Source organism: Caballeronia sp. LZ065 (assembly GCF_031450975.1).
Taxonomy (GTDB): domain Bacteria; phylum Pseudomonadota; class Gammaproteobacteria; order Burkholderiales; family Burkholderiaceae; genus Caballeronia.
In genome coordinates, this window is record NZ_JARUXV010000001.1 from 390,980 (window position 1) to 407,848 (window position 16,869).

15 protein-coding genes are annotated in these 16,869 nt (G+C 64.9%); 9 read left to right on the forward strand and 6 right to left on the reverse strand.

From position 1 onward, the window contains the following. The first annotated feature begins 53 nt into the window (after window positions 1–53). The 4 genes from gatA (at window position 54) to QCE63_RS01840 (ending at window position 4,776) form a co-directional block, all read left to right on the forward strand. Complete coding sequence (gene gatA / locus QCE63_RS01825; protein ID WP_309829966.1) at window positions 54–1,550, forward strand: Asp-tRNA(Asn)/Glu-tRNA(Gln) amidotransferase subunit GatA; 1,497 nt, start codon at window positions 54–56, stop codon at window positions 1,548–1,550. Continuing rightward, window positions 1,550–3,022, forward strand: a complete 1,473-nt coding sequence (gene gatB, locus QCE63_RS01830; RefSeq protein WP_309833644.1) for an Asp-tRNA(Asn)/Glu-tRNA(Gln) amidotransferase subunit GatB — start codon at window positions 1,550–1,552, stop codon at window positions 3,020–3,022. Before gatA ends, gatB begins: the two co-directional genes overlap by 1 nt. Before the next feature lie 82 nt (window positions 3,023–3,104). After that, a complete protein-coding gene (locus tag QCE63_RS01835; protein WP_309829968.1) occupies window positions 3,105–3,944 on the forward strand; it encodes a PPK2 family polyphosphate kinase in 840 nt (279 codons plus the stop codon). Between the two features lie 46 nt (window positions 3,945–3,990). After that, window positions 3,991–4,776 carry an exodeoxyribonuclease III gene (locus QCE63_RS01840; protein ID WP_309829969.1) on the forward strand — a complete coding sequence of 262 codons (786 nt, stop codon included), beginning with the start codon at window positions 3,991–3,993 and terminating at the stop codon, window positions 4,774–4,776. Window positions 4,777–4,788: 12 nt separating this feature from the next. Here the strand turns inward: QCE63_RS01840 and QCE63_RS01845 are convergent, their stop codons facing one another. The 6 genes from QCE63_RS01845 to argB form a co-directional block, all read right to left on the reverse strand. Continuing rightward, a complete protein-coding gene (locus QCE63_RS01845; RefSeq protein ID WP_309829971.1) occupies window positions 4,789–5,703 on the reverse strand; it encodes a M48 family metallopeptidase in 915 nt (304 codons plus the stop codon). Further along, window positions 5,700–6,986, reverse strand: coding sequence for an AmpG family muropeptide MFS transporter (locus QCE63_RS01850; RefSeq protein WP_309829973.1), 1,287 nt, complete (start codon window positions 6,984–6,986; stop codon window positions 5,700–5,702). Before QCE63_RS01850 ends, QCE63_RS01845 begins: the two co-directional genes overlap by 4 nt. A gap of 44 nt (window positions 6,987–7,030) precedes the next feature. Further along, window positions 7,031–7,639 carry a methionine biosynthesis protein MetW gene (metW, locus tag QCE63_RS01855; RefSeq protein WP_309806948.1) on the reverse strand — a complete coding sequence of 203 codons (609 nt, stop codon included), beginning with the start codon at window positions 7,637–7,639 and terminating at the stop codon, window positions 7,031–7,033. Continuing rightward, window positions 7,636–8,781: a homoserine O-acetyltransferase gene (locus QCE63_RS01860; protein WP_309829975.1), complete on the reverse strand. Its 1,146-nt coding sequence runs from the start codon at window positions 8,779–8,781 to the stop codon at window positions 7,636–7,638. The genes metW and QCE63_RS01860 overlap by 4 nt, the downstream gene beginning before the upstream one ends. Window positions 8,782–9,028: 247 nt before the next feature. Then, window positions 9,029–9,778, reverse strand: a complete 750-nt coding sequence (locus QCE63_RS01865) for a pyrimidine 5'-nucleotidase (protein WP_309829977.1) — start codon at window positions 9,776–9,778, stop codon at window positions 9,029–9,031. A 67-nt stretch (window positions 9,779–9,845) separates the two neighbouring features. Further along, window positions 9,846–10,745, reverse strand: a complete 900-nt coding sequence (gene argB, locus QCE63_RS01870; protein ID WP_309829979.1) for an acetylglutamate kinase — start codon at window positions 10,743–10,745, stop codon at window positions 9,846–9,848. 153 nt (window positions 10,746–10,898) lie between these two features. Here argB and QCE63_RS01875 point away from each other — a divergent pair, with 153 nt between their 5' ends. From QCE63_RS01875 to QCE63_RS01895, 5 genes are all read left to right on the forward strand, one after another. Next, window positions 10,899–11,126: a cysteine-rich CWC family protein gene (locus QCE63_RS01875; protein ID WP_309829981.1), complete on the forward strand. Its 228-nt coding sequence runs from the start codon at window positions 10,899–10,901 to the stop codon at window positions 11,124–11,126. 137 nt (window positions 11,127–11,263) lie between these two features. Beyond that, a complete protein-coding gene (locus QCE63_RS01880) occupies window positions 11,264–12,553 on the forward strand; it encodes an ATP-binding protein (RefSeq protein ID WP_309829983.1) in 1,290 nt (429 codons plus the stop codon). 42 nt (window positions 12,554–12,595) lie between these two features. Continuing rightward, a complete protein-coding gene (locus QCE63_RS01885; RefSeq protein WP_309806955.1) occupies window positions 12,596–13,138 on the forward strand; it encodes a response regulator transcription factor in 543 nt (180 codons plus the stop codon). A gap of 668 nt (window positions 13,139–13,806) precedes the next feature. Continuing rightward, complete coding sequence (locus QCE63_RS01890; RefSeq protein ID WP_309829984.1) at window positions 13,807–15,363, forward strand: methyl-accepting chemotaxis protein; 1,557 nt, start codon at window positions 13,807–13,809, stop codon at window positions 15,361–15,363. Window positions 15,364–15,534: 171 nt separating this feature from the next. Then, on the forward strand, window positions 15,535–16,836 hold the full coding sequence (locus QCE63_RS01895; RefSeq protein ID WP_309829986.1) for a solute carrier family 23 protein: 1,302 nt from the start codon (window positions 15,535–15,537) through the stop codon (window positions 16,834–16,836). Window positions 16,837–16,869 lie beyond the last annotated feature (33 nt).

A 16,869-nucleotide genomic window follows, 5' to 3' on the forward strand; every position in this document is an offset into this window, starting at 1 on the left:
CACAGCGACACCGCGCGCGGCCACATGACAGCCGCGCCCATCAGGGAACTGCAATGCATCAAAAAAGCTTGACCGAATTGCGCGCCGCGCTCGACTCGAAGGACATCTCCGCAGTCGAGCTGGCGCAGACCTATCTGCAGCGCATCGAGGCCGCGAAGGACCTGAATGCGTTCATCGGCTTGGATCGCGAGCTCACGCTCGAACAGGCGAAGGCCGCCGACGCGCTGATCGCCGAAGGCAAGGCCGGCGCGCTGACCGGCGTGCCGGTCGCGCACAAGGACGTGTTCGTGACGCGCGGCTGGGCGTCCACGGCCGGCTCCCGCATGCTGGAAAACTACGCGAGCCCGTTCGACGCCACCGTCGTCGCCCGCCTGAAGCAGGCCGGCATGGTCACGCTCGGCAAGACCAACATGGACGAGTTCGCGATGGGCTCGTCGAACGAAAACTCGTACTTCGGCGCGGTGAAGAACCCGTGGGACACGAAGGCCGTGCCGGGCGGCTCGTCGGGCGGATCTGCAGCGGCCGTGGCCGCGCGCCTCGCGCCCGCCGCGACCGGCACCGACACCGGCGGCTCCATTCGCCAGCCCGCGTCGTTCTCGGGCATCACGGGCATCAAGCCCACGTATGGCCGCGTGTCGCGCTACGGCATGATTGCGTTCGCGTCGTCGCTGGATCAGGGCGGCCCGATGGCACAGAGCGCCGCCGACTGCGCGCTCCTGCTCAACGCGATGTCCGGTTTCGACGAGCGCGATTCCACCAGCCTCGAACGCGAGAACGAGGATTACACGCGCCATCTCGGCAAGAGCTGGAACGGTTCGGACGACGCGAGCCAGCCGCTCAGGGGCCTGCGCATCGGCTTGCCGAAGGAGTATTTCGGCGCCGGTCTGGCCGACGACGTGCGCGCGTCCATCGACGCCGCGCTGAAGCAATACGAAGCGCTCGGCGCCACGCTCGTCGACGTCTCGCTGCCGCAGACCGAGCTTTCGATTCCCGTGTACTACATCATTGCGCCGGCGGAAGCGTCGTCGAACCTGTCGCGTTTCGACGGCGTGCGCTACGGGCATCGCGCGGCTGACTACCGCGACCTGCTCGACATGTACAAGAAGTCGCGCGCCGAAGGCTTCGGGCCGGAAGTGAAGCGCCGCATCCTGGTGGGCGCCTATGTGCTGTCGCACGGCTACTACGACGCGTACTACCTGCAGGCGCAGAAGATCCGCCGCATCATCGCGCGCGACTTCCAGGAAGCGTTCACGAAGTGCGACGTCATCATGGGGCCGGTGGCGCCGTCGGTGGCATGGAATCTCGGCGAGAAGGCCGACGATCCCGTGCAGATGTATCTCGCCGACATCTACACGCTGTCCGTCAGTCTCGCGGGCCTGCCCGGCATGAGCGTGCCGTGCGGCTTCGGCGCGGGTGCGAACGCGCAGCGCCCGGTCGGCCTGCAGATCATCGGCAACTATTTCAACGAAGCCCGGATGCTCCAGGTCGCCGACGCGTATCAGCGCGCGACCGACTGGCACCGTAAGGCACCATCGGCAGCGGGAGTCTGATCATGCAGTGGGAAGTCGTCATCGGTCTGGAAACGCACGCGCAGCTTTCCACCGTCTCCAAGATTTTTTCCGGCACGGCCACACAGTTCGGCGCGGCGCCGAATACGCAGGCCAGCCCCGTCGATCTCGCGTTGCCCGGCGTGCTGCCGGTGATGAACCGCGGCGCCGTGGAGCGCGCGATCCGCTTCGGCCTCGCCATCGGCGCGCACATCGCGCCGCGCAGCATCTTCGCGCGCAAGAACTACTTCTATCCGGATCTGCCGAAGGGCTATCAGATCAGCCAGTACGAGATTCCGGTCGTGCAGGGCGGACAACTCACGATCCAGGTGCCGGCCAACGAAAAGGCCGGCAAGGAAGCGTATTCGAAGACCGTCAACTTGACGCGCGCGCATCTGGAAGAGGACGCGGGGAAGTCGCTGCATGAAGACTTCGCGGGCATGACGGGCATCGACCTGAACCGCGCGGGCACGCCGCTGCTCGAGATCGTCACCGAACCGGAAATGCGCAGCGCCGCGGAAGCGGTCGCGTATGCGAAGGCGCTGCACGGTCTCGTGATGTGGCTCGGCATCTGCGACGGCAGCATGCAGGAAGGCTCGTTCCGCTGCGACGCAAACGTCTCGGTCCGGCCGATGGGGCAGGCCGAGTTCGGCACGCGCGCCGAGATCAAGAACCTGAACTCGTTCCGCTTTCTCGAAGAAGCCATTCAGTATGAAGTGCGCCGCCAGATCGAACTGATCGAGGACGGCGGCACGGTGGTGCAGGAAACGCGTCTGTACGACCCGGACAAGCGCGAAACGCGCTCGATGCGCAGCAAGGAAGACGCGCACGATTACCGGTATTTCCCGGACCCGGACCTGATGCCGCTGGTGATCGAGGCGTCGTGGATCGATCGCGTGAAGGGCGAAATGCCTGAGCTACCGGCGGACATGCAGCAGCGTTTCGTCGAGTCCTACGGCCTCACGCCGTACGACGCGGGCGTGCTGACGGCGTCGAAGGCGATGGCGTCGTATTTCGAGGCGCTCGTGCAGAAGGCGGGCGCGAGCCAGGCGAAGATCGCCGCGAACTGGATCATGGGCGATGTGTCGGCCCAGTTGAACCGCGAGTCGCTGGAGATCGGCGAGTCGCCGGTGTCGAGCGCGCAACTGGCGCAGATCATCCAGCGCATCGCGGACGGCACCATCTCGAACAAGATCGGCAAGGACATCTTCCTGTCGATCTGGGAAGAGAAGGCCACCGACGAAGGCGCGGCCGACCGCATCATCGAGGCGAAGGGGCTGAAGCAGATCTCGGACACCGGCGCGCTCGAAGCGATCATCGACGACGTGCTTGCGGCAAACCCGAAATCGGTCGAGGAATTCCGCGCCGGCAAGGAAAAGGCGTTCAACGCGCTGATCGGCCAGGCGATGAAGGTGACAAAGGGCAAAGCCAACCCTCAGCAAGTCAACGAATTGCTGAAGAAGAAGCTATCCTGAGCGTCCGAATCACGCATGAACGGGCTGCTGCCGGTTAAGCCTGGCCGCAGCCCGTTTTCATTGGCGACGTCAAAGAACAGACATGGCAAAGAAACCTGAACTGGACGACTTCCGCATCCCTTTCTACGACGCGGACAAGAAGCTGAAGCCGTTCAACCTGAGCGCGGTCGATCCCGCCGCGAAGCCGTTTTCGCTCGGCTCGAAGGAGGCGGACCGCGAGCGGCTCGCGGCCATCGGCACGCAGCTCGACGACCTGCAGGAAAAGCTCCACGCGCAGCGTCGTCAACGTGTGCTGCTCGTGCTGCAAGGCATGGACACGAGCGGCAAGGATGGCACCGTGCGCGCGGTGTTCCATGACGTCGATCCGCTCGGCTTGCGCATCGTGCCGTTTCGCGCGCCGTCGGAACGGGAAGCCGCGCATGACTTCCTGTGGCGCGTGCACGCGCAGGCGCCGATGGCCGGCGAGTTCGCGGTCTTCAACCGCAGCCACTATGAAGACGTGCTCGTGCCGCGCGTGCTGAAGACCATCGACGCCGACGAATGCGAGCGCCGTTATCGCCATATGCGCGGCTTCGAGGCGCTGCTTGCGGACAGCGGCACGACCATCGTCAAATGCTTCCTGCATATTTCGAAGGACGAGCAGCGCGAACGCTTGCAGGCGCGCATCGACGATCCGACCAAGCACTGGAAGTTCGACGTCTCCGATCTCGAAGCGCGCAAGCAATGGGACGCGTATCAGGACGCCTATGCCGCTGCGCTCGGCGCGACCTCGACGGACGAGGCGCCGTGGTACATCATTCCGGCCGACTCGAAGACGCATCGCAACCTGATGGTGGCCGAACTGCTGCTGCGCACGATGCAGGGCATGAAGCTGGAATTCCCGGCCGCGAAGGAATCGCTGAAGGGCGTGAAGGTGGAATGAGTCGAGAAGCACAACCCAGGCAACGAACTCAACAAAAAGGAAGCGTATGTTTCGCGTGATCACCGCCAATCTCAACGGCATCCGTTCGGCCGCGAAGAAAGGCTTCTTCGACTGGTTCGGCGAGCAGAAATCCGACGTCGTGTGCGTGCAGGAAATCAAGTGCTCGCAGGACGACCTGACGCCCGAATTCCTCGCGCCGCACGGCTTTCAAGGCTACTTCCAGCATGCGGTGAAGAAGGGCTACAGCGGCGCGGGCCTGTACACGCGCCATGAACCGGATGACGTGATCATCGGCTTCGGCTCGGAGGAGTTCGATCCGGAAGGGCGCTATGTGGAAGCGCGTTTCGGCAAGCTCTCGGTCATCTCCGTGTACGTGCCGTCCGGCTCCAGCGGCGACGAGCGCCAGCAAGCGAAGTATCGCTTCATGGACGAATTCATGCCGCATCTCACAGCACTCTCGCAAGAGCGCGAAGTGATCGTGTGCGGCGACGTGAATATCGTCCACAAGGAAATCGACATCAAGAACTGGAAGAGCAACCAGAAGAATTCAGGCTGCCTGCCCGAAGAACGCGCGTGGCTCACGAAGCTCTTCGACGACGTCGGCTATGTCGACGTGTTCCGTACGCTCGACACGCGCCCCGAGCAGTACACGTGGTGGAGCAATCGCGGCCAGGCGTATGCGAAGAACGTCGGGTGGCGTATCGACTATCAGATCGCGACGCAGGAAGTGGCCGCCACGGCGAAGCAGACCTCGGTCTTCCGCGACATCAAGTTCAGCGATCACGCACCGCTGATCATCGACTACGACTGGAAGCTGGGCAAGAAGAAGTAATGCAGGCGTGGCTCAGCGGCCGGACTTCTTGAACCGGCCGAGCCCCGCATAATTCGGCAACTGATCGATGGTCTTGCCCACCGCCTTCGCATACAGCGGCATCATGTCCGGCATGCGCTTGAGCAGATCCTGCCGGCGGTCCGGCCCGTAGGGATGCAGCCAGATGAAGCCATCGTCGGTACGGCGCGTGCCGGTATCGATCTTGTTCCACAGTGTGACGGCTGCGCGCGGATCGTATCCCGCGCGCGATGCGATCTCGCTGCCGATCACATCGGCTTCGGTTTCATCGGCGGGGGAGTAGCGCATCGACATGAGTTGGTCGCCGATATCCGGCTGCTGCGACCCATAGTTCGACAAACCCAGGTATTGCGGCATCGTGCCGGCGCCCAGTTGCGCGGCCTGCTGCCGGCCGAGCCGCTCGCGCGCATGCTCGCGCAGCGCGTGGGCGATGTCGTGACCGATCATCATGCCGATCTCGTTGTCGTTCAGATGAAGTCGGTCGATCAGCCCGCTATACACGATGATCTTCCCGCCCGGCAGACACACCATGCGCTCGTCGGACGACTTGATGACGTTGATCTCCCACTTCCAGTTCTTCGCGCGGTCGTTCCACTTGAGCGCGAACGGAATCTCGTGATTCGCAATGTCGCGCACGCGCTTGACCAGCGGATTCGTATCCGGGAGCAGCGTCTTGTCGCGCTGGGCGTCGTGGATGACCTGCGCGTATTCCTGCGCGGATTGGGCTTCCAGTGTCGCGGGCGGAATCAGATTGCGAAACAGTGCGGTATTGCCGAAACGAATCTGGTTGTTCGGCGCGGTGAACGGCGGCGGCGCGCTTTTCTCATCCTGAGCGCGCGCGGACAGAGGCGCGCACGTCGCCCATGCCAATACGCAAATCAGGGCGCGACGCGGGTAAGACACCGTCATCGTTGAGTTCTCCAGGGCGCGATTTTGGGCAACAGTAACATGCCCGGCAGCGACAGCGCGACGCAGATCAGGAAGTACGGAAACCAGCCGGCCTCGCTCACGAGATAGCCGCTGCCCGCCGCGGCGAAGGTACGCGGCACGGCCGCGAGGCTCGTGAAAAGCGCGAATTGCGTGGCGGTGTAGCGCGGGTCGGTGGTGCTCGCAATGTACGCGGTGAACGTGGCGAGCGTAAGACCGGTGGCAAAGGTTTCGAAGCCGTACAGCACGGCGAGCGCCAGCGGCGAAGGCCCGATTTTCGCGAGCCACGCGAAGCCGAGCGTCGCGATGATCTGCAATGCGCCGAAGATCCACAGCCCCCGCGCGATGCCGATCTTCACCAGCGCAATGCCGCCAAGCAGGCCGCCCGCAATGCTCGCCCAGAATGCGACCGCCTTGGCGATCACGCCAATCTGCGTGAGCGAGAAGCCGATGTCGAGGAAGAACTTGGTGGCGAGCGCGGTCGCCATGGTGTCGCCGAGCTTGTAGAGGAAGATGAAGCCGAGCACGAGCAAAGCGGCGCGCCAGCCGTCGCGCGTGATGAATTCGTGAAACGGCTCGACGATCGCTTCGCGCAGGCTTTTCGGCGGCGTGCCGTGAATCTCGGGTTCCTTGACGACGAGCGTCATGATGAGCCCCGGCAGCATGAATGCAGCGGTGATGATGAAGACCGTCTTCCACGGCAGGAAGCCGGCAAGAATCAGCGACAGCGAGCCGGGCACCAGCCCCGCGACCTTGTACGCATTGACGTGCACGGCGTTGCCGAGGCCTTGTTCGGTGTCGGCGAGCAGTTCGCGCCGGTAGGCGTCGATGACGATGTCCTGGCTCGCGCCGAAGAACGCGACCAGGGCGGCCACGGCCGCGACGGCCCAGATGTTCTGTTCAGGCGAGAAGAACCCGAACGAGCCGATCGCCAGCATGACGAGCACTTGCGTGACGAACATCCAGCCGCGCCGCCGGCCTGGACGCCAGCCCGGAAAGCGCGGGACGAAGCGGTCCATCAGCGGCGACCAGACGAACTTCCACGTGTAAGGCAGTCCGATCAGCGCGAACAGGCCGATCTCCTTCACATTGACGTGCGCCGTGGTGAGCCAGGCCTGCAACAGGCTGAACAGCGTGAACAGCGGCAATCCGGAGGTGAAGCCGAGAAAGACGCAAATGAGGATGCGCTTGTTGAGAAACGCGCGCCAGCCTGGATGTTCTTCGTGAGCGGTTAGAGCGGGCGCCTCGTGTGGCGTATCGGGCATGTCGTGTACGGGCAGTGGTCGATGCGTGAGCGCACCGGCGGCGATTACCGGCGCTTCACGCGATAGACCGCAAGACTACCACGCCAGTTCGCGCCCCAACGGACCACCTGTCCGCCATGCAGCACCACGCGATCCAGGATCTCGATGCCCACCTCCGGCGCCAGCGCCTCGAAGTCCTCGATGGTCAGCACGCGCACATTCGGCGTGTTGTGCCACTGATAGGGCAGCGAGCGCGACACCGGCATGCGTCCTTGCAACACCGAAAGCCGATGCTGCCAGTAACCGAAATTCGGAAACGACACGATGCATTGACGCCCGACGCGCACGGTTTCGCGCAGGATCGCGGCCGTCTGGTGAATGGTCTGCAAGGTCTGCGAGAGGACCGCGAAGTCGAAGCTGTCGTCCTCGAAGAGTCGCAGGCCGTCTTCGAGATTCTGCTGGATCACGTTCACGCCTTTCTGGGCGCACGCGAGCACGCCGGCATCGTTGATCTCGATGCCATAGCCCGTCACGTCGAGTTCCTCGCCGAGCAGCGAGAGCAGCGAGCCGTCGCCGCAGCCGAGGTCGAGCACGGTCGAGCGCGGTTCCACCCAGCGCGCGATGGCGCGAAAATCCGAACGCAGCGCGAGCGAATCGAGTGTGTTCTGGTTCATGCGCCGATCTCCGTGGCAATGCGCTCGTAATAGGCGCGCATCAGGTTGTGATAGCGCGCGTCGTCGAGCAGGAAGGCGTCGTGGCCATGCGGCGCATCGATCTCGGCGTAGCTCACCGTGCGCTTGTTGTCGAGCAGCGCCTTGACGATCTCGCGCGAGCGCGCGGGCGCGAAACGCCAGTCGGTCGTGAAGCTCGTGACGAGATACTTGGCCTGCGTGTTGGCCAGCGCTTTCGTGAGATCGCCGTCGAAAGCCTTCGCGGGATCGAAATAATCCAGCGCGCGCGTGATCAGCAAGTAAGTGTTCGCGTCGAAGTATTCGGCGAACTTGTCCGCCTGATAGCGCAGATACGACTCCACTTCGAACTCGACGTCGAAGTTGAAGTTGTAGGCATCGAGCGCGCCTTCGGCACGTCGCAGCGCGCGGCCGAATTTCACGGCCATGTCGTCGTCGGAGAGATAGGTGATGTGGCCGATCATGCGCGCGACCCGCAGGCCGCGGCGCGGCTTCACGTCGTGCGCGTAGTAGTCGCCGCCGTGGAAGTCGGGATCGGAGAGGATCGCGGAGCGCGCCGTTTCGTTGAACGCGATGTTCTGTGCGGAGAGCTTCGGTGTCGACGCCACGACGATGCAGTGCCCGAGCCGTTCCGGATACATCATGCTCCACGCCATTGCCTGCATGCCGCCGAGACTGCCGCCCATCACGGCCGCGAAGCGCTCGATGCCGAAGCGGTCGGCCACGCGCGCCTGCGCATGCACCCAGTCTTCCACCGTGATGACCGGAAAGCGCGCGCCATAGGGTTTGCCGGTGGTGCCGTCGACGCTCATCGGGCCGGTCGAGCCGAAGCACGAGCCGAGATTGTTCACGCCGATGACGAAGAAGCGGTTCGTGTCGAGCGGTTTGCCCGGGCCGACCATGTTGTCCCACCAGCCGACGTTCTTCGGCTCGCCTGCATACACGCCCGCCACGTGATGCGAGGCGTTCAGCGCATGGCACACGAGCACGGCGTTCGAGCGCGCGGCGTTGAGTTCGCCATAGGTTTCGACGACCAGTTCATAGTCGGCGAGCGACGAGCCGTTCTGCATGGCAAGCGGCTCGGTGAAACGCAGGGTCTGGGGCGTGACGATGCCGATCGATTCCATTCATTCCGCCTTGTTCGAGCGGCTAAACGGGTGTCGGCGATGCGCGAGGGGAAAGCGTGCGCGGCTGACGACCTCTTTAGCCGCATTTATAGTGAACCTCGCGATGATGCCCTGTGAGGTTCGCGCGCCCGCAATCGAGTCAGCAAATCGGCGCGTGTGAGTGATACGAGAAAATCTCGTTAGCGAGGAAGTATAGCGGAAAACGTCATAAGGCCGCCGAGGCGGCACGTGGACCTGCGAGTCCCGTTCAGCGCATCGCGCCGCCGCGCATGCCGAGCGTCAACGCGCGTAACGAACGCACCGTGCGGTCCACATAATGCGGCCGTCCGATGCCCGGCAGGCGCGTCGACAAACCGCCGCTCGACGTCTTCGCCACCGGCAAGTGCCCGACGATCCACACCGTGCGGATGCCGAGCCGCCGGTAACTCTTCAGATGGCCGCGCGTGTCCTCGACCAGGATCGCGTCGCGCAGATGCACGTGGGCGCGGCGCATTTCCCGGCGCAGCATCGTCGCGTCAGGCTTGGCGCGCCAGCGCTCGCCTTCGCGCATGTCCTCGATCGCAATCACGCGCTCGAACAGCCGGCCGATGCCCAGTTCCGCCATGACCGCGCGCGCATAGAGCGTCGGCGCGTTGGTGAGCACGATCTTGCGGCCGGGCAGCGCGCGCAGGATGCGCGTGAGACCGCGCTCGGCGCGCACCATCGAAGGCAGGTCGGGGAAGGTGTGCACCACGCGCAGGAAGTCGGCGGGATCGACGCCATGGTGCTTGACGAGACCCAGCAGCGTCGCGCCGTAGCGCACCGTGTAGCCGACGCGCAGCCGGTTCGCTTCGTCGATGTCCACGCCCAGCCGGTCGATGATGTACTGCGTCATGCCGCGGTTGATCGCCGGAAAGATGGCGTGTGACGCGTGATGGAGCGTGTTGTCGAGGTCGAAGAGCCAGACGGGGCCGCGCGTTTTCACGTGACGACGGCGAGCGGGACGTTGCGGAGTCATGGTGGGGTGCCGGGCGCCAAAGAAAACGCCCGCGCGGGGGCGGGCGTCGGGAGGGATGCGATACGGCTCAATGCGAGCGGATCATCGTGCCGAACGGTTGTTCGGTCAGGATTTCGAGCAGCACCGAATGTTCGATGCGGCCGTCGATGATGTGCACCGAACGCACGCCGCTCTTGGCGGCGTCGAGCGCGGAGGAGATCTTCGGCAGCATGCCGCCGGAGATGGTGCCGTCCGCGAACAGCGAGTCGATCTCGCGCGCGGAGAGGTCCGTGAGCAGGTTGCCTTCCTTGTCCATCACGCCGGGGATGTTCGTCATCATGACGAGCTTTTCCGCATTCAGCACGACGGCGAGCTTGCCCGCGACGAGGTCCGCGTTGATGTTGTACGAGAGGCCGTCTTCGCCGAAGCCGATGGGCGAGATGACCGGAATGAACGCGTCGTCCTGGAGCGCCTTCACGACGGCCGGATTGATCGCTTCGACTTCGCCCACCTGGCCGATGTCGATGAACTGGCCCGGATTGTCGCGATCCGGCAGCATCAGCTTGCGCGCGTGGATCAGGGCGCCGTCCTTGCCGGTCAGGCCCACCGCGTGGCCACCGAAGTGATTGATCAGCGTGACGATGTCCTGCTGCACTTCGCCGCCGAGCACCCATTCGACGACTTCCATGGTTTCTTCGTCGGTGACGCGCATGCCCTGGATGAAGGTGCCTTGCTTGCCGATCTTCTTGAGCGCCTGGTCGATCTGCGGACCGCCGCCGTGCACGATCACCGGATTGATGCCGACCAGCTTCAGCAGGATCACGTCGCGCGCGAAGCCCTGCTTGAGGCGTTCCTCGGTCATGGCGTTGCCGCCGTATTTGATCACGACCGTCTTGCCGTGATACTGACGGATATAGGGCAGCGCCTCGGCCAGGATTTCGGCCTTCAGGGTCGGGGCGATTTGCGTGAGGTCGGGAAGCTCGGACATGGCGGCAAATGAGGCGAGGAGCGTTTAAACACGCCGAATTGTACAGGACTGACGCAACGCAGCAGGACGAATTGCCGCGCGCCGCATCAGCGTCTCCGGCGGGCTGCCGGCATGCGATCATCGTTCAGTCAGAACCGTGACGAGATGATGAACATGGCTTTGAAAAAGGTCGCCGCGCAGGCGCCGCCAGCCACGATGGCGGTTGCACAGACCTGCGCCCGCTGTGGCGCGGCGTTTCGCTGCGGCGTGCTGGCGGGCGACGCGGCCTGCTGGTGCGCGGATTTTCCGAAACTGCCGTTCGACCGGCTGCAGGCAGATGCGGCGTGCCTGTGTCCGTCGTGTCTGGCGGCCGCGATCGAGCGTGCCGGACTTCCTCGTTAGCAGAACCCATGCCGTAGCGCCGAGGTGCGACAAATCGCGCCAGATGCCGCTGCAAGCCTGATGCAAGCGGGATAATGTCGTCAGGGCGCGCGCCTGGCGCCCGGCGTTCCGCCACGCGTCGACGGATACTCAATCAGATGCATCGCATAACCACCACCGGACGGGTCAATCTCGGTCATCTCTTCTGGCTTCGCTCGCTCGCGATCATCGGCCAGCTGACGAGCATCGCCGTCGTGCAGATCTTCTACGGCGCGAAACTGCCGCTGCCGGCGATGCTGTTCGTCATCGCGCTCGAAATGGTGTTCAACGGCCTCACGTGGCTGCGCGTCGCGCGGGCGCGGCCGGAAACCAACATGGAGCTGTTCGGGCAGATGTGCGTCGATCTCGGCGCGCTCTCGGCCTTGCTGTTCCTCTCGGGCGGCGCGACCAATCCATTCGTCACGCTCTATTTGCCGTCGCTCGCGATCGCGGCCGCCGTGCTGCCGTGGGGCATGATGACCTGCCTCGCGCTGTTCGCCGTCGCGTGCTACGCGCTGCTCAGCTACAACTACGTGCCGCTCAATATCGAGAATCCGGCCAACTTGTTCGACTACTTCCGCATGGGGCTGTGGGTCAATTTCATGGTGAGCGTCGGGCTGATCGGCTGGTTCGTCGCGCGCATGTCGCGGGCGCTGCGCGTGCGCGACGCCGCCCTTGCGGACGCCCAGCAGCGCCACTTGCGCGACGAACGCGCCGTCGCCCTCGGCGTTCAGGCCGCCACGGTGGCGCACGAGATGGGCACGCCGCTGTCGACCATCGCGATGCTGTCCGAGGAACTGCGCGATTCCGCTGCCCACGACCGCAACCTCGCGCCCTACGCCGCGGATTTCGAACTGCTCGAACAGCAGATGGCGCTGTGCACCTCGGCGCTCGCGCGCCTGCGCAGCCGCGCGACCGGGCCGTCCAGCCGTCAGGCGCTGGACGAATGGCTCGCCAGCTTCATCGAGCAATGGCGGCTGCGGCATCCGCAGGTGAAGTTCGCGCAGATCGGCGCGGCGCCGGTGGAGGCGTCGATCGACGATCCGGTGGCCGTCGGCCAGATCCTCACCATCCTGCTCGACAACGCGGCGCGCGCCAGCAGTGAATCGGTGACCTTGCAGGCGAGCGCCGAAACCATCGATGCCGCGCCGTGCGTGCGTTTCGACGTCACCGACCGCGGTCCCGGCATTCCGCCCGCGTTGCGTGTGGCGCTCGGCGCGGCGCCGGTGGACAGCACGCAGGGCGGACATGGCGTCGGCCTGTATCTGGCGTTCGCGGCGGCGGCGCGGCTGGGCGGATCGATCGAACTGCACGATGGCGAGCCGCACGGCACGCGCGCGGTGCTGCGTCTGCCGAATCGCGGCGCGGCGGTGCAGGCGGGACGAACTGAACGAAGCAAGGCGGCCTGAACTCGAATCGGGACGCTACGGGTGAATCACGGAGAAAACAGCATGAGCGATACCAATTTTCTGATCATCGACGACGACGAAGTCTTCGCCGGCATCCTTGCCCGCGGTCTCACGCGGCGCGGCTACACCGCGCATCAGGCGCACGACGCGGATGAAGCGCTGAAGCTCGCGAACCAGCACAAGTTCGGGCAGATCACGGTGGACCTGCATCTCGGCAACGATTCCGGCCTGCGGCTGGTCGCGCCGCTGCGCGATCTGCAACCTGATGCGCGCATTCTCGTGCTGACCGGTTACGCGAGTATCGCGACGGCGGTGCAGGCGGTGAAGGACGGCGCGGACAATTATCTGGCGAAGCCGGCGAACGTCGAGACGATTCTCGCGGCGCTTCACGAGCAGGCCAGCGAGCAGACGGCCGAGGAAGCCATCGAGAATCCGACGCTGCTTTCCGTGGCGCGCCTTGAGTGGGAACACATCCAGCGGGCGCTGGCCGAGAACAACGGCAATATCTCCGCGACGGCGCGCGCGCTGAACATGCATCGACGCACGCTGCAGCGCAAGCTGGCGAAGAAGCCGGTGCGGCAGTAAAGGGGGAAGCGGCTGGAGGAAGTGGCTGTGGCGGGCGAGCCGCAACAGCCACGGCGCAAGGCTAAAGCGCAGAGGCGAAAGCGCGAAGGCCACAGCGGGAAGGCCACAGCGCAGAGGCCAAAGCGCAGAGGCCAAAGCGCGAAGGCCAAAGCGCAGAGGCCAAAGCGCAAAGCCGAAAGCCCAAAGCCCAGAGGCCAAAGCCCAGAGGCCGAAGCCCAGAGGCGGCAGCACAACAGCCGAACCCACCGCCCCAAAAAAAAGAACCGCCCAAGCCGGGGAAGCCAAGGGCGGGAGTCGGAGAGTTGCAACGACTACATGCGCGAACTGAATGTGCCAACTTCGTGCGCGAACATCGACACACGCGCACAAACAGCATACGTGCCGCCTTTCTCCCTCCCTATCAGAGAACTCTTAATCAAGGGAAAGAGAACTCTTAATCAAGGGAAGGTCTCGACTTAGCCGTTGCAATCAGACGCGAGCGGCCTGAAATCCCTTCATCGGGTCCCCTTGCTTACACGCGCCTTCCAGCGCATATCCCACCCGCGTTATCTCCTGCATACGCGCTCAAGAACGGCCTGCACCGGGCCGTAACCACGCTGTGCGCGGACCGGCGTTCGCGCTGCGCTGTCCATGGACGCCGTCCGTGGGGCGCGCAAGAGGAGACATCGATGAAATGGTTTGACCGCCTGTCCGTGCTCAACAAGCTGTTGCTGTCGTTCGCGGTGGTGATCCTGTTCACTGCGTGCGTGGGCGTCACCGGCGTGGCATCGCTCGCGAAGATGAACGGCCTGATCGGCGACATTGGCGAACGTCATCTGGACGGGCTCTATTGGGTCGAGGAAATCAACAAGCACAAGCTCGACACGGATCTCGCCGCCGCCAACCTGACTTTCGCCGACGACGCCGGCAAGACCAAACTCAAGGAAGGCATGTCGACGTCGCTCGATGACATGCACCGCGCGTTCGAACGCGTGCGCCCGACGATTCTCTCCGCCGAAGGCACCGCGCTCTACGACGCCGCGCATCAGTCGGTGTCGGCGTGGGAGGACATCGTGCTGATGCAGATGGGTAGAAAACCCATGCCGATCGACGTCGACCAGATGGGCCTCATTGGCCGCGCGATCGCGTCGAGCGAGAAAGCGCGTGCTTCGCTGGAGCAGCTCGCGGACTTCAAGCGCAAGCGCGCGACCGAAGCGCGCCAGCACGCGGCGTCGGAGTACGAGACCATGCGCGCCGTGATGCTGGCGCTGGTGTTCGGCGCGATGGCCGCGGGCGCGTTGCTCGCGGTGCTGATCGGCCGGCGTCTGGCGGCGCAGCTCGGCGGCGAGCCGGGCTATGCGGCGGACATCGCGGACCGCATCGCGCGCGGCGACCTGACCACGCGTGTCGCCACGCGTCCCGGCGACGAGCGCAGCATGCTCGCGAGTCTCGGCAACATGAGCGTGAAGCTTTCGGACATCGTCGGCGGCATTCGTCATTCGAGCGATTCGATCCTGCATGCGTCGCGCGAGATCGCGCAGGGCAACACGGATCTGTCGCAGCGCACCGAGGAACAGGCGGCGTCGCTTGCGGAAACGGCGTCGAGCATGGAGCAGCTCACGCAGACGGTGCGCCAGAACGCCGATCACGCGGACGAGGCCAGCGGTCTCGCGCGCGGTGCATCCGACATCTCGGCGCGCGGCAGCGAACTCGTCGGTGACGTGGCCGGCACCATGCGCGAGCTGGCCGCCGGGTCCAGGCGCATGACGGACATCATCGGCGTGATCGAGGGCATCGCGTTCCAGACCAACATCCTCGCGCTGAACGCGGCGGTGGAAGCGGCGCGCGCCGGAGAAGAAGGGCGCGGCTTTGCGGTGGTCGCAGGCGAAGTGCGTGCGCTGGCGCAGCGCAGCGCGACCTCGGCGAAGGAAATCAAGGAGCTGATCGAGGCGTCCACGGCGCGTGTCGACAGCGGTGCGGCGCTCGCCGAACGCGCCGGCACGACGATGGCTGAAGTCACCCACGCCGTGCAGCGCGTGACGGACATCATGGCGCAGATTTCGTCGGCGTCGCACGAGCAGAGTTCGGGCATCGAGCAGGTGAACCTGGCCGTCGCGCAGATGGATGAGGTGACGCAGCAGAATGCGGCGCTGGTCGAAGAGGCCGCCGCGGCTGCAGGCGCGATGGCCGACCAGGCCGAGCAGCTGAAGCACGCGGTGGCCGTGTTCACGTTGCAGCACGCCTGAACGGGCGGGCGCGAGCAGGCGCAAGCACGGGCGCGTGGCGGGCAGGCGACGCCCAAACGGCCGTATCATCGGCTCGCTTGCCACTCGACAGCCCGCTCCGTACACTCGCGCCTGATTTTTCATCAGTGCGCCGCACGGACGGCGCTTCATCGCCGCACAGGAGGCCCGCCGATGTCCGATTCCTTCTTCCCCCGCTGGCCGGTCCAGCCCGATGCCCGCGAGGGCCGCGTGGTGGCGCCCGACGAGCGTCTGCCCTGGCCGCAGATGATCGCGATGGGCGTGCAGCACGTCGTCGCGATGTTCGGCTCGACCGTGCTCGCGCCGCTCCTGATGGGCTTCGATCCCAATCTGTGCATCTTCATGTCGGGCATCGGCACGCTGCTGTTCTTCGTGCTCGTCGGCGGGCGCGTGCCGAGCTATCTCGGTTCGAGCTTCGCGTTCATCGGACTCGTGATCGCGGTGACGGGCTACGGCGGCCATGGGCCGAACCTGAACATTCCGGTGGCGCTGGGCGGCATCATCGCGTGCGGCGTGGCTTACGCGATCATCGGCGTGATCGTCGCGGCGGTCGGCACGAAGTGGATCGAGGCCTTGATGCCGCCGGTCGTGACGGGCTCCATCGTTTGTGTGATCGGACTGAATCTCGCGCCGATCGCCGTCAAGGGCGTCATGGGCAGCAGCTTCGAGTCGTGGATGGCGCTGGTCACCGTGCTGTGCGTCGGCGCGGTCGCGGTGTTCGCGCGCGGCATGGCGCAGCGCCTCCTGATCCTGATCGGCCTCGCCATCGCGTATCTCATCTATGCAACGCTGACCAACGGCATGAGCATGGGCAAGCCCATCGACTTCGCGGTGGTCGCGAATGCCGCCTGGTTCGGCATGCCGCACTTCACCGCGCCCGTGTTCGAAGCGCCCGCGATGACCCTGCTCGCGCCCGTCGCGATCATCCTGGTCGCGGAGAACCTCGGCCACATCAAGGCGGTCGGCGCGATGACCGGCAAGAGCCTCGACAAATACATCGGCCGGGCGTTCATCGGCGACGGTCTCGCGACCATCGTTTCGGGCTTCGCGGGCGGCACCGGCGTGACCACTTACGCCGAGAACATCGGCGTGATGGCGGTCACCAAGATCTATTCGACGCTTGTGTTCGTGATCGCCGCATTGTTCGCGATCGTGCTCGGCTTCTCGCCGAAGTTCGGCGCACTGATCCAGACGATTCCGGGCCCGGTGCTGGGCGGCGTGTCGATCGTCGTGTTCGGGCTGATCGCGGTGACGGGCGCGCGCATCTGGGTGGTCAACAAGGTCGACTTCTCCGACAACCGCAATCTGATCGTCGCGGCGGTCACGCTCGTGCTCGGCACCGGCGATTTCACGCTGAAGCTCGGCGGCTTCGCGCTCGGTGGCATCGGGACCGCGACGTTCGGCGCGATCATCTTCTATGCGCTGTTGCGCCGGCGCGGGGCGGGCGTGGTCTGAAGCAGACCGCCTGCCGGTTTGCGTGAAACGCGC

Coding starts and splice junctions, on each gene's coding strand:
- gatA (WP_309829966.1), top strand. CDS start 54: ATGCATCAAAAAAGCTTGACCGAATTGCGCGCCGCGCTCGACTCGAAG.
- QCE63_RS01835 (WP_309829968.1), top strand. CDS start 3,105: ATGGCAAAGAAACCTGAACTGGACGACTTCCGCATCCCTTTCTACGAC.
- QCE63_RS01840 (WP_309829969.1), top strand. CDS start 3,991: ATGTTTCGCGTGATCACCGCCAATCTCAACGGCATCCGTTCGGCCGCG.
- QCE63_RS01845 (WP_309829971.1), bottom strand. CDS start 5,703: ATGACGGTGTCTTACCCGCGTCGCGCCCTGATTTGCGTATTGGCATGG.
- QCE63_RS01850 (WP_309829973.1), bottom strand. CDS start 6,986: ATGCCCGATACGCCACACGAGGCGCCCGCTCTAACCGCTCACGAAGAA.
- metW (WP_309806948.1), bottom strand. CDS start 7,639: ATGAACCAGAACACACTCGATTCGCTCGCGCTGCGTTCGGATTTTCGC.
- QCE63_RS01860 (WP_309829975.1), bottom strand. CDS start 8,781: ATGGAATCGATCGGCATCGTCACGCCCCAGACCCTGCGTTTCACCGAG.
- QCE63_RS01865 (WP_309829977.1), bottom strand. CDS start 9,778: ATGACTCCGCAACGTCCCGCTCGCCGTCGTCACGTGAAAACGCGCGGC.
- argB (WP_309829979.1), bottom strand. CDS start 10,745: ATGTCCGAGCTTCCCGACCTCACGCAAATCGCCCCGACCCTGAAGGCC.
- QCE63_RS01875 (WP_309829981.1), top strand. CDS start 10,899: ATGGCTTTGAAAAAGGTCGCCGCGCAGGCGCCGCCAGCCACGATGGCG.
- QCE63_RS01880 (WP_309829983.1), top strand. CDS start 11,264: ATGCATCGCATAACCACCACCGGACGGGTCAATCTCGGTCATCTCTTC.
- QCE63_RS01885 (WP_309806955.1), top strand. CDS start 12,596: ATGAGCGATACCAATTTTCTGATCATCGACGACGACGAAGTCTTCGCC.
- QCE63_RS01890 (WP_309829984.1), top strand. CDS start 13,807: ATGAAATGGTTTGACCGCCTGTCCGTGCTCAACAAGCTGTTGCTGTCG.
- QCE63_RS01895 (WP_309829986.1), top strand. CDS start 15,535: ATGTCCGATTCCTTCTTCCCCCGCTGGCCGGTCCAGCCCGATGCCCGC.